This window comes from Cellulosimicrobium sp. BMG9.23 (genome assembly GCF_059159985.1).
Map to the genome: position 1 here is coordinate 282,735 of NZ_JBZGBZ010000006.1, position 18,443 is coordinate 301,177.

The window sequence follows — 18,443 nt, forward strand, 5'->3', positions numbered from 1 at the left end:
AGGGCCGAAGACGTCCCGAATCCCCCAGCTGGATACCAGCCCGGCCGTCTCGGCCGGGCGCCTGTGAGGACGGTGTTGATGACCACGCCGCAGCATCGGGACGCGCACCGGGCACCTGCCCTGTCCGTGCCTCCCACGGCTCTCGGTCTGTACGACCCCGCCGCCGAGCACGACGCGTGCGGTGTCGCCTTCGTGGCGACGCTGCGCGGCACGCCCGGACGCGACATCGTTGACGCAGGGCTGACCGCCCTGCTCAACCTCGACCACCGCGGCGCCGTCGGCGCCGAGGAGAACAGCGGCGACGGCGCCGGGATCCTCACGCAGATCCCCGACGCCTTCGTGCGCGACGTCGTCGACGCCGAGCTCCCGCCCGCGGGGCACTACGCGATCGGCATGGCGTTCCTCCCGCAGGACGACGAGGCCGCAGCGGCCGCCGTCCGCGGCGTCGAGGCGATCGCGGCCGAGGAGAAGCTCGACGTCCTCGCCTGGCGCGACGTCCCGGTGACCGCCGACCTCGTCGGCCCGTCGGCCCGCGCCTCCATGCCCAGGTTCCGCCAGGTCGTCGTCGCGGACCCGGCGCGCGAGCTGGCGGGCGTCGCGCTCGACCGCCGCACGTTCCGGCTGCGCAAGCGCGCCGAGAACGAGCTCGGGCTGTTCTTCGCGTCGCTGTCCGCGCGCACGCTCACGTACAAGGGCATGCTCACGACGGCGCAGCTCGAGCCGTTCTTCCCGGACCTGTCCGACCCGCGCTACGCGAGCGAGATCGCGCTCGTGCACTCGCGCTTCTCGACGAACACGTTCCCGTCGTGGCCGCTCGCGCAGCCGTTCCGCATGATCGCGCACAACGGCGAGATCAACACCGTGCGCGGCAACCGCAACTGGATGGCCGCACGCGAGGGCACGCTGGAGAGCGAGGCGCTCGGCGACCTGGGACCGCTGCTGCCGGTGTGCTCCGACGGCTCGAGCGACTCCGCGAGCTTCGACGAGGTGCTCGAGCTCCTGCACCTGTCCGGTCGGCCGCTGCCGCACGCGGTCCTCATGATGATCCCGGAGGCGTGGGAGAACCACGCCGAGATGAACCCGGACCTGCGCGCGTTCTACGAGTACCACGCGGCACTCATGGAGCCGTGGGACGGCCCGGCGTGCCTGAACTTCACCGACGGCACGCTCATCGGCGCGGTGCTCGACCGCAACGGCCTACGCCCCGGGCGTTACTGGGTGACCGAGGACGGGCTCGTCGTGCTCGCGAGCGAGGCGGGCGTGCTCGACCTCGACCCGGCGACGATCGTGCGCAAGGGCCGCCTCGAGCCGGGGCGCATGTTCCTCGTCGACACCGGCCAGGGCCGGATCATCGAGGACGAGGAGATCAAGTCGCAGCTCGCCGCGCAGCGTCCGTACGCGCAGTGGGTCGCCGACAACTCGGTGTACCTCGACCAGCTCCCCGAGCGCGAGCACGTCGCGCACAGCCCCGCGTCGGTGCAGCGCCGCCAGCGCGCCTTCGGCTACACGGAGGAGGAGCTCAAGGTCATCCTCACGCCGATGGGCAACACGGGCGCCGAGCCGCTCGGGGCCATGGGCACCGACACGCCCGTCGCGGTGCTCTCGGAGCGCCCGCGCCTGCTGTTCGACTACTTCACGCAGATGTTCGCGCAGGTGACGAACCCGCCGCTCGACGCGATCCGCGAGGAGCTCGTCACGTCGATCGGCGGGGCGATCGGGCCGGAGCCGAACCTCCTCGTCGACACGCCGGAGCACGCGCGCAAGCTCGTGCTGCCGTTCCCCGTGCTGGACAACGACCAGCTCGCGAAGATCATCCGCGTGGACAAGGACCCGAGCCTCGCGGGGATCTTCCGCGCCGTGACGGTCCGCGGCCTGTACCGCGTCGCCGGCGGGGGAGAGGCGCTGCTCGAGCGGCTCGAGGAGATCTTCGCGGAGGTCGACGCGCACGTCGAGGCCGGTGCGAGCTTCATCGTGCTGTCCGACCGCGACTCCGACTCCGACCTCGCGCCGATCCCGTCGCTCCTGCTCTCGAGCGCCGTGCACCACCACCTGCTGCGCCGGCACACCCGCACCCAGGTGTCGCTCGTCGTCGAGGCCGGCGACGTGCGAGAGACGCACCACGTCGCGCTGCTCATCGGCTACGGCGCCGCCGCGGTCAACCCGTACCTCGCCATGGAGACGGTCGAGGACCTCGCGCGTCGCGGCTACCTCGCGGTGGACCCCGAGAAGGCCGTCGCGAACCTCATCAAGGCGCTGGGCAAGGGCGTGCTCAAGGTCATGAGCAAGATGGGCATCTCGACCATCTCCTCGTACCGCGGCGCTCAGGTCTTCGAGGCCGTCGGCCTGTCGCACGACCTCGTGCGGGACTACTTCGCCGGCACGACGTCGCGGCTCGGCGGCATCGGTCTGGACGTCGTCGCGGCCGAGGTCGCGGCGCGGCACGCCGAGGCGTACCCGGCGTCGGGCAACCACCAGGCGCACGTGCGCCTCACCACGGGCGGCGAGTACCAGTGGCGCCGCGACGGCGAGGAGCACCTCTTCGACCCGGAGACGGTCTTCCGCCTCCAGCACTCGACGCGCGAGCGCCGGTTCGACGTCTTCCGCGAGTACACGCACCGGGTCGACGAGCAGTCGTCGCGCCTCATGACGCTGCGCGGCCTGCTCGCGCTGCGCGAGGGCGACCGTCCTGCCGTCCCGCTCGACGAGGTCGAGCCGGTGAGCGAGGTCGTCAAGCGGTTCAACACGGGCGCCATGTCCTACGGCTCCATCTCGGCCGAGGCCCACGAGACGCTCGCGATCGCCATGAACCGCCTCGGCGGCCGCTCGAACACGGGCGAGGGCGGCGAGGACCCCGAGCGCCTGTACGACCCGGAGCGCCGCTCCAAGGTCAAGCAGATCGCGTCGGGACGCTTCGGCGTCACGAGCGAGTACCTGACCAACGCCGACGACATCCAGATCAAGCTCGCGCAGGGCGCCAAGCCCGGCGAGGGCGGTCAGCTCCCAGGGCACAAGGTGTACCCGTGGGTCGCGAAGACCCGGCACTCGACGCCGGGCGTCGGGCTCATCTCGCCGCCGCCGCACCACGACATCTACTCGATCGAGGACCTCGCGCAGCTCATCCACGACGCGAAGAACGCGAACCCCGCGGCACGCATCCACGTCAAGCTCGTCTCCGAGTTCGGCGTCGGGACGGTCGCGACGGGCGTGTCCAAGGCGCACGCGGACGTCGTCCTCATCTCCGGGCACGACGGCGGCACGGGCGCCAGCCCGCTCACGTCGCTCAAGCACGCCGGAACGCCGTGGGAGATCGGCCTCGCCGAGACCCAGCAGACGCTCGTGCTCAACAACCTGCGCGACCGGATCGTCGTGCAGGTCGACGGCCAGATGAAGACCGGTCGCGACGTCGTCGTGGCCGCGCTGCTCGGGGCCGAGGAGTTCGGCTTCGCGACGGCCCCGATGGTCGTCTCCGGCTGCGTCATGATGCGCGTCTGCCACCTCGACACGTGCCCCGTCGGCGTCGCGACGCAGAACCCCGAGCTGCGCTCGCGGTTCACGGGCAAGCCCGAGTTCGTCGTGAACTTCTTCGAGTTCATCGCCGAGGAGGTGCGCGAGTACCTCGCACGCCTGGGCTTCCGCAGCATCGAGGAGGCCGTGGGCCACGTCGAGCTGCTCGACACGCGCAAGGCGGTCTCCCACTGGAAGGCGCAGGGTCTGGACCTCGGTCCGGTGCTCGAGCGGCCGGTGCCCGTCGAGGGCTCCTCGCTGCGCAACACCACGACGCAGGACCACGGCCTCGACAAGGCGCTCGACAACCAGCTCATCTCGCTCGCGGCCGACGCGCTCGAGCGGCAGGAGCCGGTGCGGATCTCGCTCTCGGTGCGCAACGTCAACCGCACCGTCGGGACGATGCTCGGCCACGAGGTCACCAAGCGCTACCGAGGTGCGGGCCTGCCCGACGACACGATCGACGTGACCCTCACCGGGTCCGCCGGTCAGTCGTTCGGCGCGTTCCTGCCGCGCGGCGTCACGCTGCGCCTGTTCGGCGACGCGAACGACTACGTCGGCAAGGGGCTCTCGGGCGGCCGCATCGTCGTGCGTCCCGACCGCAACGCCGTCCTCACGGGATCGAGCAACGTCGTCGCGGGCAACGTCATCGGCTACGGCGCGACCTCCGGCGAGATCTTCCTGCGCGGGCGGGTCGGCGAGCGCTTCGGCGTCCGCAACTCGGGCGCGACGCTCGTCGTCGAGGGCGTGGGCGACCACGGCTGCGAGTACATGACGGGCGGCACGGTGCTCGTGCTCGGGCCGACCGGGCGCAACTTCGGTGCCGGCATGTCCGGCGGCACGGCGTACGTCCTCGACCTGCGGGAGACGGCGCTCAACACGAGCGCGCTCGCCACCGGCGAGCTGGGCCTCGCTCCGCTCGAGGACGCCGAGGTCGAGCTCGTCGAACAGCTCGTGCGGCGCCACCACGAGGAGACCGGGTCGCTGCTCGCGGCCGAGCTCCTCGACGACTTCCCCGCGGCGGTCCAGCGGTTCACCCGTGTGCTGCCGACCGACTTCGCGCGCATGCGCTCCGCGCTCGAGAAGGCCGAGTCCTCGGGTCTCGACCCGGCGGCACCGGGCGTGTGGGACCAGATTCTGGAGGTGGCCCGTGGCTGACCCCCGTGGCTTTCTGAAGGTGCGGGAGCGCGAGCTCCCGCCGAACCGGCCCGTCGCCCTGCGCCTGCGGGACTGGAAGGACGTGCACGCCCACCTCGAGGAGGGGCAGGTCTTCCTGAAGGAGCAGGCCGGCCGCTGCATGGACTGCGGCATCCCGTTCTGCCACCAGGGCTGCCCGCTCGGGAACCTCATCCCGGAGTGGAACGACCTCGTCTACCGCGAGCAGTGGGCCGACGCGATCGACCGCCTGCACGAGACGAACAACTTCCCGGAGTTCACCGGTCGCGTGTGCCCGGCACCGTGCGAGTCGAGCTGCGTGCTCGGCATCAACCAGCCTGCCGTGACGATCAAGAACGTCGAGGTCTCGATCATCGACGAGGCGTTCGCCCGGGGCTACGTCACGCCGCAGGTGCCGCAGCGCCTCACCGGCTCGACGGTCGCCGTCGTCGGGTCCGGTCCCGCGGGGCTCGCCGCCGCGCAGCAGCTCACGCGCGCCGGCCACACCGTCGCCGTGTACGAGCGGGACGACGCGATCGGCGGGCTGCTGCGCTACGGCATCCCCGACTTCAAGCTCGAGAAGATCCACATCGACCGCCGCATCGCGCAGATGGAGGCCGAGGGCACGCGGTTCCGCCCCGGTGTCGAGATCGGCGTCGACATCACGTGGGACGAGCTGCGGGCGCGCTTCGACGCGGTCGTCGTCGCGACGGGCGCCACGGTGCCGCGCGACCTCACGATCCCCGGCCGCGAGCTCGACGGCGTCCACTTCGCGATGGAGTTCCTCCACCAGGCGAACGCGGTCGTCGCGGGGCACGACGTCCCGGGGCAGATCACCGCGGCGGGCAAGCACGTCATCGTCATCGGCGGCGGCGACACCGGGTCCGACTGCCTCGGCACGTCGCTGCGGCAGGGCGCGGCGAGCGTCACGACCCTCGCCATCGGCAAGCAGCCCCCGCTCGAGCGGGCCGCGAACCAGCCCTGGCCGACCGACCCCATCGTCTTCGAGGTGTCGTCCTCGCACGAGGAGGGCGGCGAGCGCGAGTACCTCGCCTCGACCGTCGAGCTCCTCGGTGACGAGACGGGGAGGGTCACGGCGCTGCGCGTCGCGGAGACCGAGTACCTGCCGGGCGGCCGGCGCGTGCCGAAGGCGGGCACGGAGCGCGAGATCCCCGCGGACCTCGTGCTCGTCGCGATGGGCTTCACCGGACCCGAGACCGACACCCTCACGGGACAGTCGGAGGCTGGACTGACGGACCGCGGGCTCGTCGCCCGTGACGACGACTTCGCGTCGACGCTCCCCGGCGTCTTCGTGGCGGGGGACGCCGGACGCGGTCAGTCGCTGATCGTGTGGGCGATCGCCGAGGGTCGGGCGGCGGCGGCGTCCGTCGACGCCTACCTTCAGGGAGGGACGGAGCTGCCCGCGCCGGTACGCGCGAGCACCGTGTCCTTGCGCGCTTGACGTGCACCCGGCGCCGGGTGTCCGGCGCCGGGACGATGAGCGGGGCATCCTGGGAGGGGCACCCCGCGACGACCGGCTCGCCGCCGGTCGGAGAACCAGAGGCTGGAGATATGCGCAGAGCAAAGATCGTCTGCACCATCGGACCCGCGACCGAGTCGAAGGAGCAGCTCAAGGCGCTCGTCGACGCCGGGATGGACGTGGCCCGGATCAACCGGAGCCACGGCAGCGCCGCGGAGCACGAGGCCGTCTACCACGGCGTCCGTGAGGCCGCAGCGGCCTCGGGCCGTTCCGTCGCCGTCCTCGTCGACCTCCAGGGGCCGAAGATCCGCCTCGGGCGTTTCGGCGGCGACGAGAAGCACTGGCTCGACGAGGGTGACACGTTCACCATCACGACCGAGGACGTCGTCGGGACCAAGGAGCTCGTCTCGACGACCCACAAGGGTCTGCCGGGCGACGCCCGCGTCGGAGACCCGCTGCTCATCGACGACGGCAAGGTGCTCGTCCGGGTCACGGCGGTCGAGGGACCGCGCGTGGTCACCCGCGTCGAGGTCGCCGGCCCGGTGTCCAACAACAAGGGCATCAACCTGCCCGGGGTCGCCGTCTCCGTCCCGGCACTGTCCGAGAAGGACCGCGACGACCTGCGCTGGGCGCTGCGCCTCGGCGCCGACATCATCGCGCTGTCGTTCGTGCGCTCCGCGGCCGACTTCGACGACGTCAAGGCGATCATGGACGAGGAGGGCCGCACGGTCCCCGTCGTCGCGAAGATCGAGAAGCCGCAGGCGATCGAGAACCTCGCCGAGATCGTCGACGCCTTCGACGGCGTCATGGTGGCGCGCGGCGACCTCGCGGTCGAGCTCCCGCTCGAGCAGGTCCCGCTCGTGCAGAAGCGCATCGTCGAGCTCGCTCGCCGCAACGCGAAGCCCGTCATCGTGGCGACGCAGGTGCTCGAGTCCATGACGAACTCGCCGCGCCCCACGCGCGCCGAGGCGTCGGACTGCGCCAACGCCGTGCTCGACGGCGCCGACGCGGTCATGCTGTCCGGCGAGACGAGCGTCGGGGAGTACCCGATCCTCACCGTCCAGACCATGGCCCGCATCATCGAGGCGACGGAGGAGGCCGGGCGCGAGCGCATGGCCCCGCTCGGCTCGACGCCGCACACCCGCGGTGGCGCCATCACGCGTGCGGCTGCGGAGATCGGCGAGATCCTCGGCGTCAAGTACCTCGTGACGTTCACGCAGTCCGGCGACTCCGCGCGTCGCATGTCGCGCCTGCGCTCGTCGATCCCGCTGCTCGCCTTCACGCCGCGCGAGCACGTGCGCAACGCCCTGTCGCTCACCTGGGGCACGCAGACCTACGAGGTCCCCGAGGTGGAGAACACCGACGCGATGGTCGGCCAGGTCGACACGACCCTGCAGGCCAACGGTCTCGCCGAGGTCGGCGACCTCGTCGTCGTGGTGTCCGGCGCGCCGGTCGGCCAGCCCGGCACGACGAACTCGATCCTCGTGCACAAGATCGGTGACCACTCCGACTCGCAGTAGTGACGCCGTCGCGCCCGTGAGGGTGTGACGACCTGACGCCCGGGTGGGCGCGCCGCACGGCGCACCCACCCGGGCGTCGTCGTACCGCGTCCTTTCGGGCGGCGAGGTGTCCGTGCTTGCCTTCGCGGGCGCTCCGAGGAGGAGGGCGCGGGTCTACCATCCGGCCGCTCGTGCCTCGCGGCCTCCCGCCAGACCCGCCACGACCCGCGCCCCCTCCTCTCCGGCCCGCTCGCAGTGACGCCACCTCCCGCGACGGTCAGGTGGCGGCAGGATGACCCGGTCGTGTACTCACCCGGACCGGGGCGGAGGACGCGACGCGCGTGCCGCCCGGGCGGCGTGCGCGCTCGGGCTGGGGTGGAAAGGGAGCGACAGCGTCTCGGTGATGCTCCTACCCTCGCGGGATGCGTGCCGTGCCCGAGTCCCTGGACCCTGAGGTCGTGCGTCGGGTCGACGCGCGGCTCGACGACGTGGTGCAGCGCGAGCGGGTCGCGATCCCGCTCGCGGTGGAGAGCGGGAGCCGGGCGTGGGGGTTCCCGTCGCCGGACTCGGACTACGACTGCCGGTTTCTCTACGTGCGGCCGCGTGCGGACTACCTCGACCCGTGGCCGGCGCGCGACGTCGTCGAGACGCCGCTCGACGCCGTGCTCGACGTCAACGGCTGGGACCTGCTCAAGGCCGTGCGCCTGCTGGTGCGCGGGAACGCGACCGTGACCGAGTGGCTGCGGTCGCCCATCGTCTATCGCGGCGACGACGGGTTCCGGGCCGAGCTGCTCGGGCTCGCGGAGCAGGTCGTCCGCCGCGACGACCTGCGTCGCCACTACCTGCACGTCGCGCTCGCCCAGGGGCAGCGGCGCCGGCAGGGGGCGGGCGACGGCGGAGCGTCGGCTGCTGGTGTCGCCGCGGCCGGGCCGCGGCTCAAGACGTTCTTCTACGTCCTGCGTCCCGCCGCGGCGCTGCGATGGCTGCGTGTGCACGACGGCGCGGTGACGCCGCCGATCGACCTGCTCCGGCTCCTCGAGGAGTCGGCCGCGCCGGGCGCCGTCGTGCGAGCGGCGGCGGAACTGGTGGCGCGCAAGGCGGTCACGCGGGAGGCCGGGACGGGCTCGGTACCGGGCGCACTGATGAGCCTCGTCGAGGACGAGCTCGACCGAGCCCGCACGGCGGTCGGGCCGGCCACGGACCACGCGGCGACGCACGGTGCGGCGGGGGACCGCGCGGCGGCGCGGGAGATCGCGGCCGAGGCGTTCCGCGGGCTCGTGGACCGGTATGCGCCGGACGTCACACGGCGGCCGGCTCCCACGGTGTGAGCCAGGCCGGCGCGTCGGGGCTGAGGGCGAGCGCACGGAGGATGCCGTCGAGCACCGCGGCGCGGTCGAACTGCAGCGCGTGCGCCCGCGCGGCCTCTCGCGCGCGCTCGCGTGCCACCGGGTCGATCGCCAGGATCTCGTCGAGGGCGCGGGCGATCGCCTCTGGGTCGGCGACCGGGACGATCGTCGCGTGGTCGCCGACGGCCTCGCCGATGCCCCCGGTGTCGGTGGTCACGACGGGCCCGCCGCCTGCGAGCATCGACTCGGTGAGGGCGATGCCGAACGTCTCGACGAACTCGGGACGCGGCTTGCTCGGGAGCACGAACGCGGCGCTCGCGGCCATGAGGTGCGGCTTCTCCGCGTCGTCGACGTCGTCGAGGAACGTGATGCGGTCGGCGGCCGGGCTCGCGGCGGCCTGGGCGCGCAGCTCTGCCTCCTGCGGGCCGCGGCCCGCGACGACGAGACGGTGCGTCGCGGCGGCGCCCGACCGCGCGAACCCCTCGATGAGGTCGTCGACGCCCTTCGCGGCGGCGAGCCGCGAGAGGAACAGCACGTAGCCGTCCGCGTCGAGCCCTCGCCGCGCGAGGACGGAGGCGGTCTCCTCGGGATCGAGGTCTGTGTACGCGCTCGTGTCGATCGCCGGGTACGAGACCCGCACGCGCTCGCGGCACTGCGGGGCGAAGAAGGTGCCGTGCCGGTCGTCGATCTCCTGGGCGCACTCGACGATGAGGTCGCGCGTGTAGCGCGACACCGCGACGCACAGGTCGTTGGACAGGTAGTCGGCGAGCACGTGGGCGGCGGCCCCGAACCGTCCTGCATCGACGCACGAGCGCACGACGTTGGTCACGTCCGAGCCGACGGCCTCGGCGACGGTCGCGACGTCGACCGGCAGCCCGGTGCTGCGCGCGACCCTTAAGGCATCCGTGACCGCGGTCGTGTGGGGGCTGAGGTAGAGCGAGAGGCAGACCGTCGGGACGCCGTCCGTGAAGAGCTCCACGAGTCGGCCGGTCAGACCCGCGAGGTACCGGCCGTCGGGGACCTTGTAGTCACCGACGGGGTCGGGCCGTTCCACGGTGATGCCGGGGCTGTAGGGCAGGACGGTCTCGAGCGGCTTGAGCGGCAGCCCGGCGTCGCGCAGCCGGTCGACGGGCCACGTGACGATCCGGACGTCCGTGAAGCCGCGGTCGAGCGCGGCCTCCGCGAGGTTGCGCGCCTCGCCGGAGTGGCCGCAGATCACGGGGTCGGCGCGGACGACGATCACGAGTCGGCGGTCGCGGGTGGCGTCGGTGCGGTTCATGGCGTCTCCCGGGGTGGTGGTGTGGGCGATGGGGTGAGCGGTCGGGTGGGTGTGGTGGGGTGCCGGGGGAAGGGGAAGGACGGAGGTCGGTCCGCGGGAGCCGTGCCCCAGGCGGTCGGCTCCGGGCTGAGCTCGAGGAGGAGCCGTCCGCCGCGGCGGACGGCGCTCGCGGGGATCCAGGTCCGGGTGAGCGGCCGCCCGTCGAGCCAGGCGGCGCGGACGTACTGGGGCGGCGTCGACCGGCCCGGGGATGTGAACCCGGTGGTCTCGATCGTGAGGACCCCGCCAGGGACGCGCAGGCGGGACTCGGAGAAGGACGGGGCGTTGACGAGGAAGAGCGCCTGCCCGGCGACGGGGAACAGACCGAGCGACGCCCACACGTACCAGGAGCTCAGCCCGCCGGAGTCGTCGTTGCCGGGCAGGCCACCGGGGCCGGTGCCGAACCGCTGGTGCACGGCCGCGTGCACGACCTCGGCCGTGCGGTCGGGCCGGCCCGCGTAGTGGTAGGCCCACGGGGCCTCCATGTCGGGCTCGTTGTTCAGCCCTTCGAACCGGTCGAGCGCGTAGCCGGCGGCCATCTCCGCGACGCCGGGCCGCTCGCCCGGCTGGACGACCGGCTCCGCGCCGTACCCGAAGAACCGGTCGAGCAGGGCGACGAACACGTCGTCGCCCCCCGCGAGAGCGATCCGCGCCGCCATGTCGTGCACGAGGCGGAACGAGTAGTTCCAGCGCCCGCCCTCGTAGAACGTCGAGTCGTGCAGCAGACCCGTGGACGGGTCGAACGCGGTGGCCCACCCGGCGGCGAGCCGAGCGAGCTCGTCGGCGAGCGCGGCGTCGCCGACGCGCCGTGCGACGCGCTCCGTGCACCAGTAGCCGAACGCGAGGTCGAGCGTGTGGCTGATCGGGTGCGCCACGCCGTGCTGGAGGTAGTCCTCACCGTACGTGCGGCGCAGGTCGTTGTGCATGTGGACCAGGGCCCAGTCCCAGTCGAGCCCCGGCACCTCGAGCGCGCACAGGTCGGCGAGGAACGTCTGGGCGAGCGCGCTCGCCTGTCGCGAGAACCGGTCCGCGCCGCGTGCCATCCGGTAGCCGATGGGGAAGTTGCCCTCCTCCTCGCAGATGTGCAGCAGCGCCGTCGCGAGCTCGACGGCGCGCTCCGGGAAGAACGTGGTGAGCAGCGGGAGCTGCGTGCGGTAGATGTCCCACATCGTCGAGACGTCGTACGCGAACGGCCCGTCGGTCGGCCAGAACGGGCTCTCGTCGGGCGCGAGGCACGGCTTGACGAGCGAGTGGTAGAGCGCAGTCGCGAAGACCGACCGGCGGTCGTCGTCGGCACCGTCGGCACCGTCGGCACCGTCGATCTCGACGCGACCGAGGTGCTCGCGCCACGTCCCGGCAGTGACCGCGTGCCGCTCGTCGAAGGACGCCGGGCCGGGTCCGCAGTCTGCGACGAGGTTCTCGCGCGCCCGCTCGGGGCCGCGCAGGGAGAAGCCGACGCGCAGCTCGACGACCTGGCCCGCGCTCGTCGGGCCGGCCCACATGAGGCCGAACGGGCGTAGGGTCGTCGGCCGGATGTCGCCGAACTCCAGACGCGTGCTCCCGGGCATGAGGCGCCGGTCGTACCAGAGCATCTGCCGCCAGCGGGGGGCGTCGCACTCGAGGTGTGCGGCGAGCGGTGCGCCCTCGACGACGATCTCGCCGTAGGCGGAGCCCGGGCCGAGGGTCCCGAGGTGGGCGCGCAGCGGGACGGTCGCGCCGTAGGGGATGGCCAGGCCGCCGAGCGAGAGGTCGACGACGATCCGGGCATCGGTGTGCTCGGGGAACGTGAAGCGGTGCACCGCGCTCTTGGGGCCCACCGTCACCTCGCACCGCACCCCGCTGGCGAGCGTCGCCGCGTAGTAGCCGGGCGAGGCCTCCTCGTCGTGCAGCGCCCACGTGCGCCCCAGCGCGTCGAGGGGCTCGAGCATCGGCGTCACCCGGAGGTAGTTGTAGTACTTGCGGATCGCCCCGGTGCCGGACTGCTGGAAGTGCGTGACGCCCGACGCGACCTGGATGTCGGCGAGCGACGTCGGCACGCCCTCCGTGCTGATGTCGTAGCGCCCGTACCCGGTCGGGTACGCGCCGGAGTAGGCGCACGCGGACACCATGCCGAGCGGGTGGCACGCACCCGGGTGGGTGTTGCCGACCTGGGGCTTCGGCGCCCACCAGGTCGCCGCGAGGCCCGTGGCAGGGGGCAGGGCGGTGGTCTCCGTGCCGACGAAGGGGTCGACGAGGGCGAGCAGGTCGTCGGTCATCGGCCCCCCTCTCGCGGGCGCCGGCGGGGTGGCGTCGCGGTCCGTGCGTGCGTCGTGTCCGACGGTACGACCGCGGTGTGTCCGGAGAGTTTCCGTCAGGTGAAGCGGCCCCGGCGCGTCGTCCACGACACCGCCCGTTCGCTCGCCGTGCACCTGACCCGTCTACCCTTCGCCCAGGACCATCCATCAGCCCTGGAGCAGTGTGCAGCCCTTCACCACCCCGCCCGACCCTCTTCTCGCAGCAGACCGCGCGCCCGCTCCGAGGACGCTCCTGGACGTGCTCGCCGCGACGGCCGCCGCCCACCCGCAGGCCCCGGCGATCGACGACGGCCAGCCGCTGACCTACGCGCAGCTCCTCGTCGAGGTCGGTGCTCGGGCAGCCCGGCTCGTCGAGCAGGGCGTCGGGCCCGGGGACCGCGTCGGCGTCCGGGCGACGTCCGGTCGGGCCGACCTGTACCTCTCGATCCTCGCGATCCTCACCGCCGGAGCGGCCTACGTCCCCGTGGACAAGGACGACCCGCAGGAGCGGGCGGAGCTCGTCTTCACCGAGGCGGGTGTCCGGGCCGTCGTGGGGGACGACGGGCACCTCGCCGTGCCGCCCGACGTCGCGCCGAACCCCCGCGCGGGGGAGCGCCCCGGTCCGCAGGACGACGCGTGGATCATCTTCACGTCGGGCTCGACGGGCACGCCCAAGGGCGTGGCCGTGTCGCACCGCAGCGCGGCGGCGTTCGTCGACGCCGAGGCGCGGCTCTTCCTCCAGGACGCGCCGCTCGGTCCGGGGGACCGGGTCCTGGCCGGGTTGTCCGTCGCGTTCGACGCCTCGTGCGAGGAGATGTGGCTCGCGTGGCGCCACGGCGCGTGCCTCGTCCCCGCTCCCCGTTCGCTCGTGCGGACCGGCGCGGACCTCGGCCCGTGGGTCGCCGAGCAGGGGATCACCGTCGTCTCGACCGTCCCGACGCTCGCGGGCCTCCTGCCGCCGGAGACGCTGAGCTCCGTGCGTCTGCTCATCTTCGGCGGCGAGGCGTGCCCGCCGGAGCTCGTCGACCGGCTCGCCGTGCCAGGCCGCGAGGTGTGGAACACCTACGGTCCGACGGAGGCCACCGTCGTGGCCTGCGCCGCCCTGCTCGGCGGCCCCGGCCCCGTGCGCATCGGGCTGCCGCTGGACGGCTGGGACCTGGCCGTCGTCGGCCCCGACGGCCTGCCGGTCGCGCCCGGCGCGACGGGGGAGCTCGTCATCGGCGGTGTCGGGCTCGCGCGCTACCTCGACCCGGCCAAGGACGCCGAGAAGTACGCCCCGCACCCCGGCCTCGGCTGGGACCGGGCGTACCGGTCGGGCGACCTCGTCGTGCGTGACGACGCGGGGCTGCTGTTCGTGGGGCGCGCCGACGACCAGGTGAAGGTCGGCGGGCGCCGCATCGAGCTCGGCGAGATCGACTCCGCGCTCCTCGGGCTCGACGGTGTGAGCGCCGCGGCGAGCGCCGTCCGACGCTCGGACGCGGGCAACCAGGTGCTCGTCGGGTACCTCGTGCCGGACCCCGCGCGAACCGAGCCGCTCGACGCGCGCGCGAGCGTGGAGGCGCTGCGGCACACCCTCCCCGCCGCGCTCGTCCCGCTGCTCGCGGTCGTCGAGGAGATCCCGACCCGGACGTCGGGCAAGGTCGACCGGGACACGCTGCCCTGGCCGCTGCCCGAGGGGTCGCAGCTCGCCGCGGAGACCCGCGCGTCCGACGACGCCGTGCCGCTCGCGGCCGCCGAGGAGTGGGTCGCGGGCATCTGGCACACGGTGCTCGGCGCCGCGCCGCAGGTCGCGGACGACGACTTCTTCGAGCTGGGCGGCGGGAGCCTCACGGCGGCGCAGGTGGTCTCGGCGCTGCGCGAGCGCCTGCCGAGCATCACGGTGGCCGACCTCTACGACAACCCGTCGGTGGGCGAGCTCGCCGCGTTCGTCGAGCGCGGCGCCGGGGCCGCGGCGTCGGAGGGCGCCCCGGCGGACGGCGCGTACCCGACCGGCGCGACCACTCCCGCCGGTCCGGTCCCGCGGCGGACGCAGGCGGTGCAGCTCGTCGTCGTGCTGGCGCTGCGGACGATCGCCGGGCTGCGGTGGCTCGTCTGGGTGGCCGCCCTCGGCAACGTGCTCGCGGCCATGACGGCCCTCCCGTTCGTCCGCCCGGTGTCGTGGTGGTGGGTGGTCGCGGGCTGGCTGCTGCTCGTGAGCCCGCCCGGCCGCCTGCTCGTCGCCGCAGCGGGGGCACGCCTGCTCCTGCGCGGGGTGCGGCCGGGGAGCTATCCCCGTGGCGGGAACGTCCACCTGCGGCTGTGGGCGGCAGAAGGGCTGGTCGGGGCCAGCGGCGGCGTGACGGTGGCCGGGGCGCCGCTCGTCGGCCTGTACGCGCGCCTGCTCGGCGCGAAGGTCGGCCGGGACGCCGAGCTGCACGCGCTGCCGCCCGTGACGGGGATGCTCTCCCTCGGCAAGGGGAGCGCGGTCGAGCCCGAGGTCGACCTGTCCGGGCACTGGCTCGACGGCGACACGCTGCACCTCGGCAGGGTGCGGGTCGGCGCCGGTGCGACGATCGGCGCCCGCTCGACCCTCCTGCCCGGCGCGTGGGTCGGCAAGGGCGCGGACGTGGCCGCGGGGTCGTGCGTCGCGGGACGCGTGGGCCCGCGCGAGTACTGGGCGGGGTCGCCTGCCGTGCGGGTCCGCAGCGAGGTGAAGCACCCCTGGCCCGACGAGCGCCCCCCGCGGCGACGCCGGTGGGAGGTCGCGTACGGGCTGAGCGGGCTCGGGCTGAGCCTGCTGCCGGTGCTCGCCGTCGCGACCGGACTGCTCGTGCTGCTCGCCGGCGTCCCGCTGACCGGTGTCCCGCGGGACGTCGGGGCGCTGCTCGGACCGCTCGCGGCGTGGGTCCCCGCCGGGGCGCTCGCGGCCGCGGCGACGTACGCCCTGCTCGTGCTCGCGTGCGTGCGCCTCCTCGCCCTCGGGCTCGGCGAGGGCTTCCACGCCGCGCACAGCCGCCAGGGCTGGCAGGCGTGGGTCACGCAGCGGCTCATGGACTCGGCGCGCACGGCGTTGTTCCCGCTGTACTCGAGCGTCTTCACGCCCGGGTGGCTCCGCCTGCTCGGCGCGCGCGTGGGGCGAGACGTCGAGGCCTCGACCGTGGTCGGCATCCCGTCGATGATGGAGGTGTCGCGCGGCGCGTTCCTCGCCGACGACACGATGGTCGCCCCCTACGAGCTCGGCGGCGGCTGGGTCCGGATCGCCCGCGCGCGCGTCGGCAAGCGCGCGTTCCTGGGCAACTCGGGGATCACCGCGCCGGGTCGCTCCGTGCCGAAGAACGGCCTCGTCGCCGTGCTCTCCGCTGCACCGGCGAAGGCGAAGGCCGGGTCGTCGTGGCTCGGCAGCCCCCCGACCCGGCTGCGCCGGGTCGCGCAGGGCGAGACCGACGAGTCGCGGACGTTCTCGCCGCCGACCCGGCTGCTCGTCGCGCGGGGCGCGTTCGAGGTGCTGCGCTGGGCGGCCGTCGTGTGCGCGGCGTACCTCGCGGTCGCGGTGGTCGTCGTGCTCCTGACGACCGTCGACACCCGGGGCCTAGGCACGGCCGCGCTCGTGTCCGGGATCGTCCTGCTCGCCGCGGGTGCGGCGGGCGCCCTCCTGACGACGGCGGTCAAGTGGGCGCTGGTCGGCCGGTTCCGCGCGGGCGACCACCCGCTGTGGAGCACGTTCGTGTGGCGCAACGAGCTCCAGGACACCTTCGTCGAGGTGGTCGCCGCACCGTGGTTCGCCACGCACGTGTACGGCACCCCGCTGCTCACCGCCTGGCTGCGCACGCTCGGCGCGCGCGTCGGCCGCGGCGTGTGGTGCGAGACGTACTGGCTCCCCGAGGCGGACCTGGTCCACCTGGACGACGGCGCGACCGTCGGCCGCGGGTGCGTCCTGCAGACCCACCTCTTCCACGACCGCGTGATGAGCCTCGACACGGTGCGGGTGGCGGCGGGAAGCTCCATCGGCCCGCACGGGGTGATCCTGCCCGCCGCGGTGGTCGCGGACGGCGCCCGCGTCGGCCCCGCGTCGCTCGTGATGCGCGGCGAGCTCGTCCCGCCGGGCTCGCTCTGGCACGGCAACCCGATCGTCCCGTGGACGAGCGAGCTGCCCGCGCCGGCGCGACGGCGCAGCGGGCCGGTGAGCGCGCGGTGAGCGGGCCCGCCCTCACGTACGATGCGGCGGACCCGACCCTGGAGGACGCCCCACCGTGGCTCACCGTCGAACGCTGAACGGCCCCGACCCCTACGCCCCGCACCGCGGGACCTCCGACCACCACGTGAACCGCTACGGCCTCCAGCTGGCGTACCGGGTGCGGCCCAACCGTCTCGACGGCGTCGCGACCCTCGACGTCGTCCTGGACGCCGACGCGGACGTCGTCGAGCTCGACCTCGTCCAGCTCAAGGCGACGCGCGTGACCGTCGACGGCGCGACGGCGCGGTTCGGGCACGCCGGCGGCAAGCTGACCGTCCGACTGGGGCGGGTCGCCGTGCGGGGCACCGCGCTGCGGCTCGAGGTCGTCTACGGCGGGCGGCCCCGGCCGTGGATCGGGCCGTGGGGTGACGTCGGCTGGGAGGAGCTCACGGAGGGCTCGCTCGTCGCGGGACAGCCCGACGGCGCGCCCACCTGGTTCCCGTGCAACGACACGCCCGCGCACAAGGCGACGTTCGAGATCACCGTGACGACCGACGCGGGCTACACCGTCGCGGCCAGCGGACCGCTGCTCGACGTGTCCCGCAAGGCCTCGACCCGGACCTGGCGATTCGGCCCGACCGCACCGATGTGCACCTACCTCGCGACGGTGGTCGTGGGCCGGTTCGACGACCTCGACATCGGTCGGCGCCACGGCCTCTCCGGCCTCCTCGACGTCGTCCGGCACCCCGTGGCCCAGACCGCGCTCGCGCACCCGTCGCAGCGCGATGCCGTGCGCCACGACCTCGCGCGGCACGCCGAGACGATGAGCGCGTTCGAGTCGATGTTCGGACCGTACCCCTTCGCGGAGGGCTACCGGCTCGTCGTCACGGAGGACGACCTCGAGATCCCGCTCGAGGCGCAGGGGCTGTCGATCTTCGGCGGGAACCACCTCGACGGTGACGGGACGTGGGACCGGCTCGTCGCGCACGAGCTCGCCCACCAGTGGTTCGGCAACAGCGTGTCCGTCGCGCGCTGGCAGGACATCTGGCTCAACGAGGGCTTCGCCTGCTACGCCGAGTGGCTGTGGTCCGAGGCGGCGGGCCGCGAGAGCGCCGACGCGCACGCGCGAGGACACCACGCCCGGCTCGAGGCGCTGCCTCAGGACCTCGTGCTCGCCGACCCCGGACCGGACCTCATGTTCGACGACCGGCTGTACAAGCGCGGGGCCATGACGCTGCACGCGCTGCGCCTGACGCTCGGCGACGACGGCTTCTTCGCGTTCCTGCGCCGCTGGACGTCGACCTACCGGCACGGCTCCGTCACGACGGCCGATCTTCGCCAGACGCTCCGCGAGGGCGGGGCAGACGTGGACCGGCTGCTCGACGCCTGGCTGCTCGACCCGCGCCTGCCGGAGCTGCCGGGGGCACCGACGTCGTGACGACGGTACCCAGAAGGTTGCAGGAGGTTGCAGGAGGTTGCAGGAGGTTGCAGGAGGTGCCCCGGGTGGGATTCGAACCCACACTGGATCGGGTTTGAGCCGAACGCCTCTGCCGGTTGGGCTACCGGGGCATCGCATCGCCACCACGACGGCGCTGCGCGGCTCTATCGAACCACACGGCCCAGATGGAGTGAGAATCACAGTGCGCCGGGGGTGAAACCCGGGGGCGGCACGGGGTGGGGCGCACTACGATGAACAGCGTGAGTGACCAGACAGC

8 protein-coding genes and 1 tRNA gene are annotated in these 18,443 nt (G+C 73.6%); 6 read left to right on the forward strand and 3 right to left on the reverse strand.

Annotated features, from left to right (window positions below; genetic code table 11):
* The first annotated feature begins 78 nt into the window (after positions 1 to 78).
* The 4 genes from gltB (at position 79) to AC4H2G_RS12365 (ending at position 8,966) form a co-directional block, all read left to right on the forward strand.
* The gene (gene gltB / locus AC4H2G_RS12350) at positions 79 to 4,662 is read left to right on the forward strand and encodes a glutamate synthase large subunit (RefSeq protein ID WP_494366031.1); all 4,584 of its coding nucleotides are present in this window, start codon (positions 79 to 81) and stop codon (positions 4,660 to 4,662) included.
* Positions 4,655 to 6,121: a glutamate synthase subunit beta gene (locus AC4H2G_RS12355; protein ID WP_494366032.1), complete on the forward strand. Its 1,467-nt coding sequence runs from the start codon at positions 4,655 to 4,657 to the stop codon at positions 6,119 to 6,121. The genes gltB and AC4H2G_RS12355 overlap by 8 nt, the downstream gene beginning before the upstream one ends.
* Before the next feature lie 110 nt (positions 6,122 to 6,231).
* The gene (pyk, locus tag AC4H2G_RS12360) at positions 6,232 to 7,659 is read left to right on the forward strand and encodes a pyruvate kinase (protein ID WP_494366033.1); all 1,428 of its coding nucleotides are present in this window, start codon (positions 6,232 to 6,234) and stop codon (positions 7,657 to 7,659) included.
* Positions 7,660 to 8,060: 401 nt separating this feature from the next.
* Positions 8,061 to 8,966 carry a nucleotidyltransferase domain-containing protein gene (locus AC4H2G_RS12365; protein WP_494366034.1) on the forward strand — a complete coding sequence of 302 codons (906 nt, stop codon included), beginning with the start codon at positions 8,061 to 8,063 and terminating at the stop codon, positions 8,964 to 8,966.
* On the opposite strand, the gene AC4H2G_RS12370 is transcribed toward AC4H2G_RS12365, so the two are convergent.
* On the reverse strand, positions 8,938 to 10,263 hold the full coding sequence (locus AC4H2G_RS12370) for a glycosyltransferase (RefSeq protein ID WP_494366035.1): 1,326 nt from the start codon (positions 10,261 to 10,263) through the stop codon (positions 8,938 to 8,940). The genes AC4H2G_RS12365 and AC4H2G_RS12370 overlap by 29 nt on opposite strands.
* Positions 10,260 to 12,557: a glycoside hydrolase domain-containing protein gene (locus AC4H2G_RS12375; protein ID WP_494366036.1), complete on the reverse strand. Its 2,298-nt coding sequence runs from the start codon at positions 12,555 to 12,557 to the stop codon at positions 10,260 to 10,262. Before AC4H2G_RS12375 ends, AC4H2G_RS12370 begins: the two co-directional genes overlap by 4 nt.
* Positions 12,558 to 12,759: 202 nt before the next feature.
* On the opposite strand from AC4H2G_RS12375, the gene AC4H2G_RS12380 reads away from it, so the two are divergent.
* Together AC4H2G_RS12380 and AC4H2G_RS12385 are read left to right on the forward strand one after the other, a co-directional pair.
* Positions 12,760 to 16,749: a Pls/PosA family non-ribosomal peptide synthetase gene (locus AC4H2G_RS12380; RefSeq protein ID WP_494366037.1), complete on the forward strand. Its 3,990-nt coding sequence runs from the start codon at positions 12,760 to 12,762 to the stop codon at positions 16,747 to 16,749.
* A gap of 55 nt (positions 16,750 to 16,804) precedes the next feature.
* Positions 16,805 to 18,166 carry a M1 family metallopeptidase gene (locus tag AC4H2G_RS12385; protein ID WP_494366038.1) on the forward strand — a complete coding sequence of 454 codons (1,362 nt, stop codon included), beginning with the start codon at positions 16,805 to 16,807 and terminating at the stop codon, positions 18,164 to 18,166.
* Positions 18,167 to 18,223: 57 nt separating this feature from the next.
* Here AC4H2G_RS12385 and AC4H2G_RS12390 read toward each other — a convergent pair.
* Positions 18,224 to 18,297, reverse strand: a tRNA-Leu gene (locus AC4H2G_RS12390).
* Positions 18,298 to 18,443: the final 146 nt, after the last annotated feature.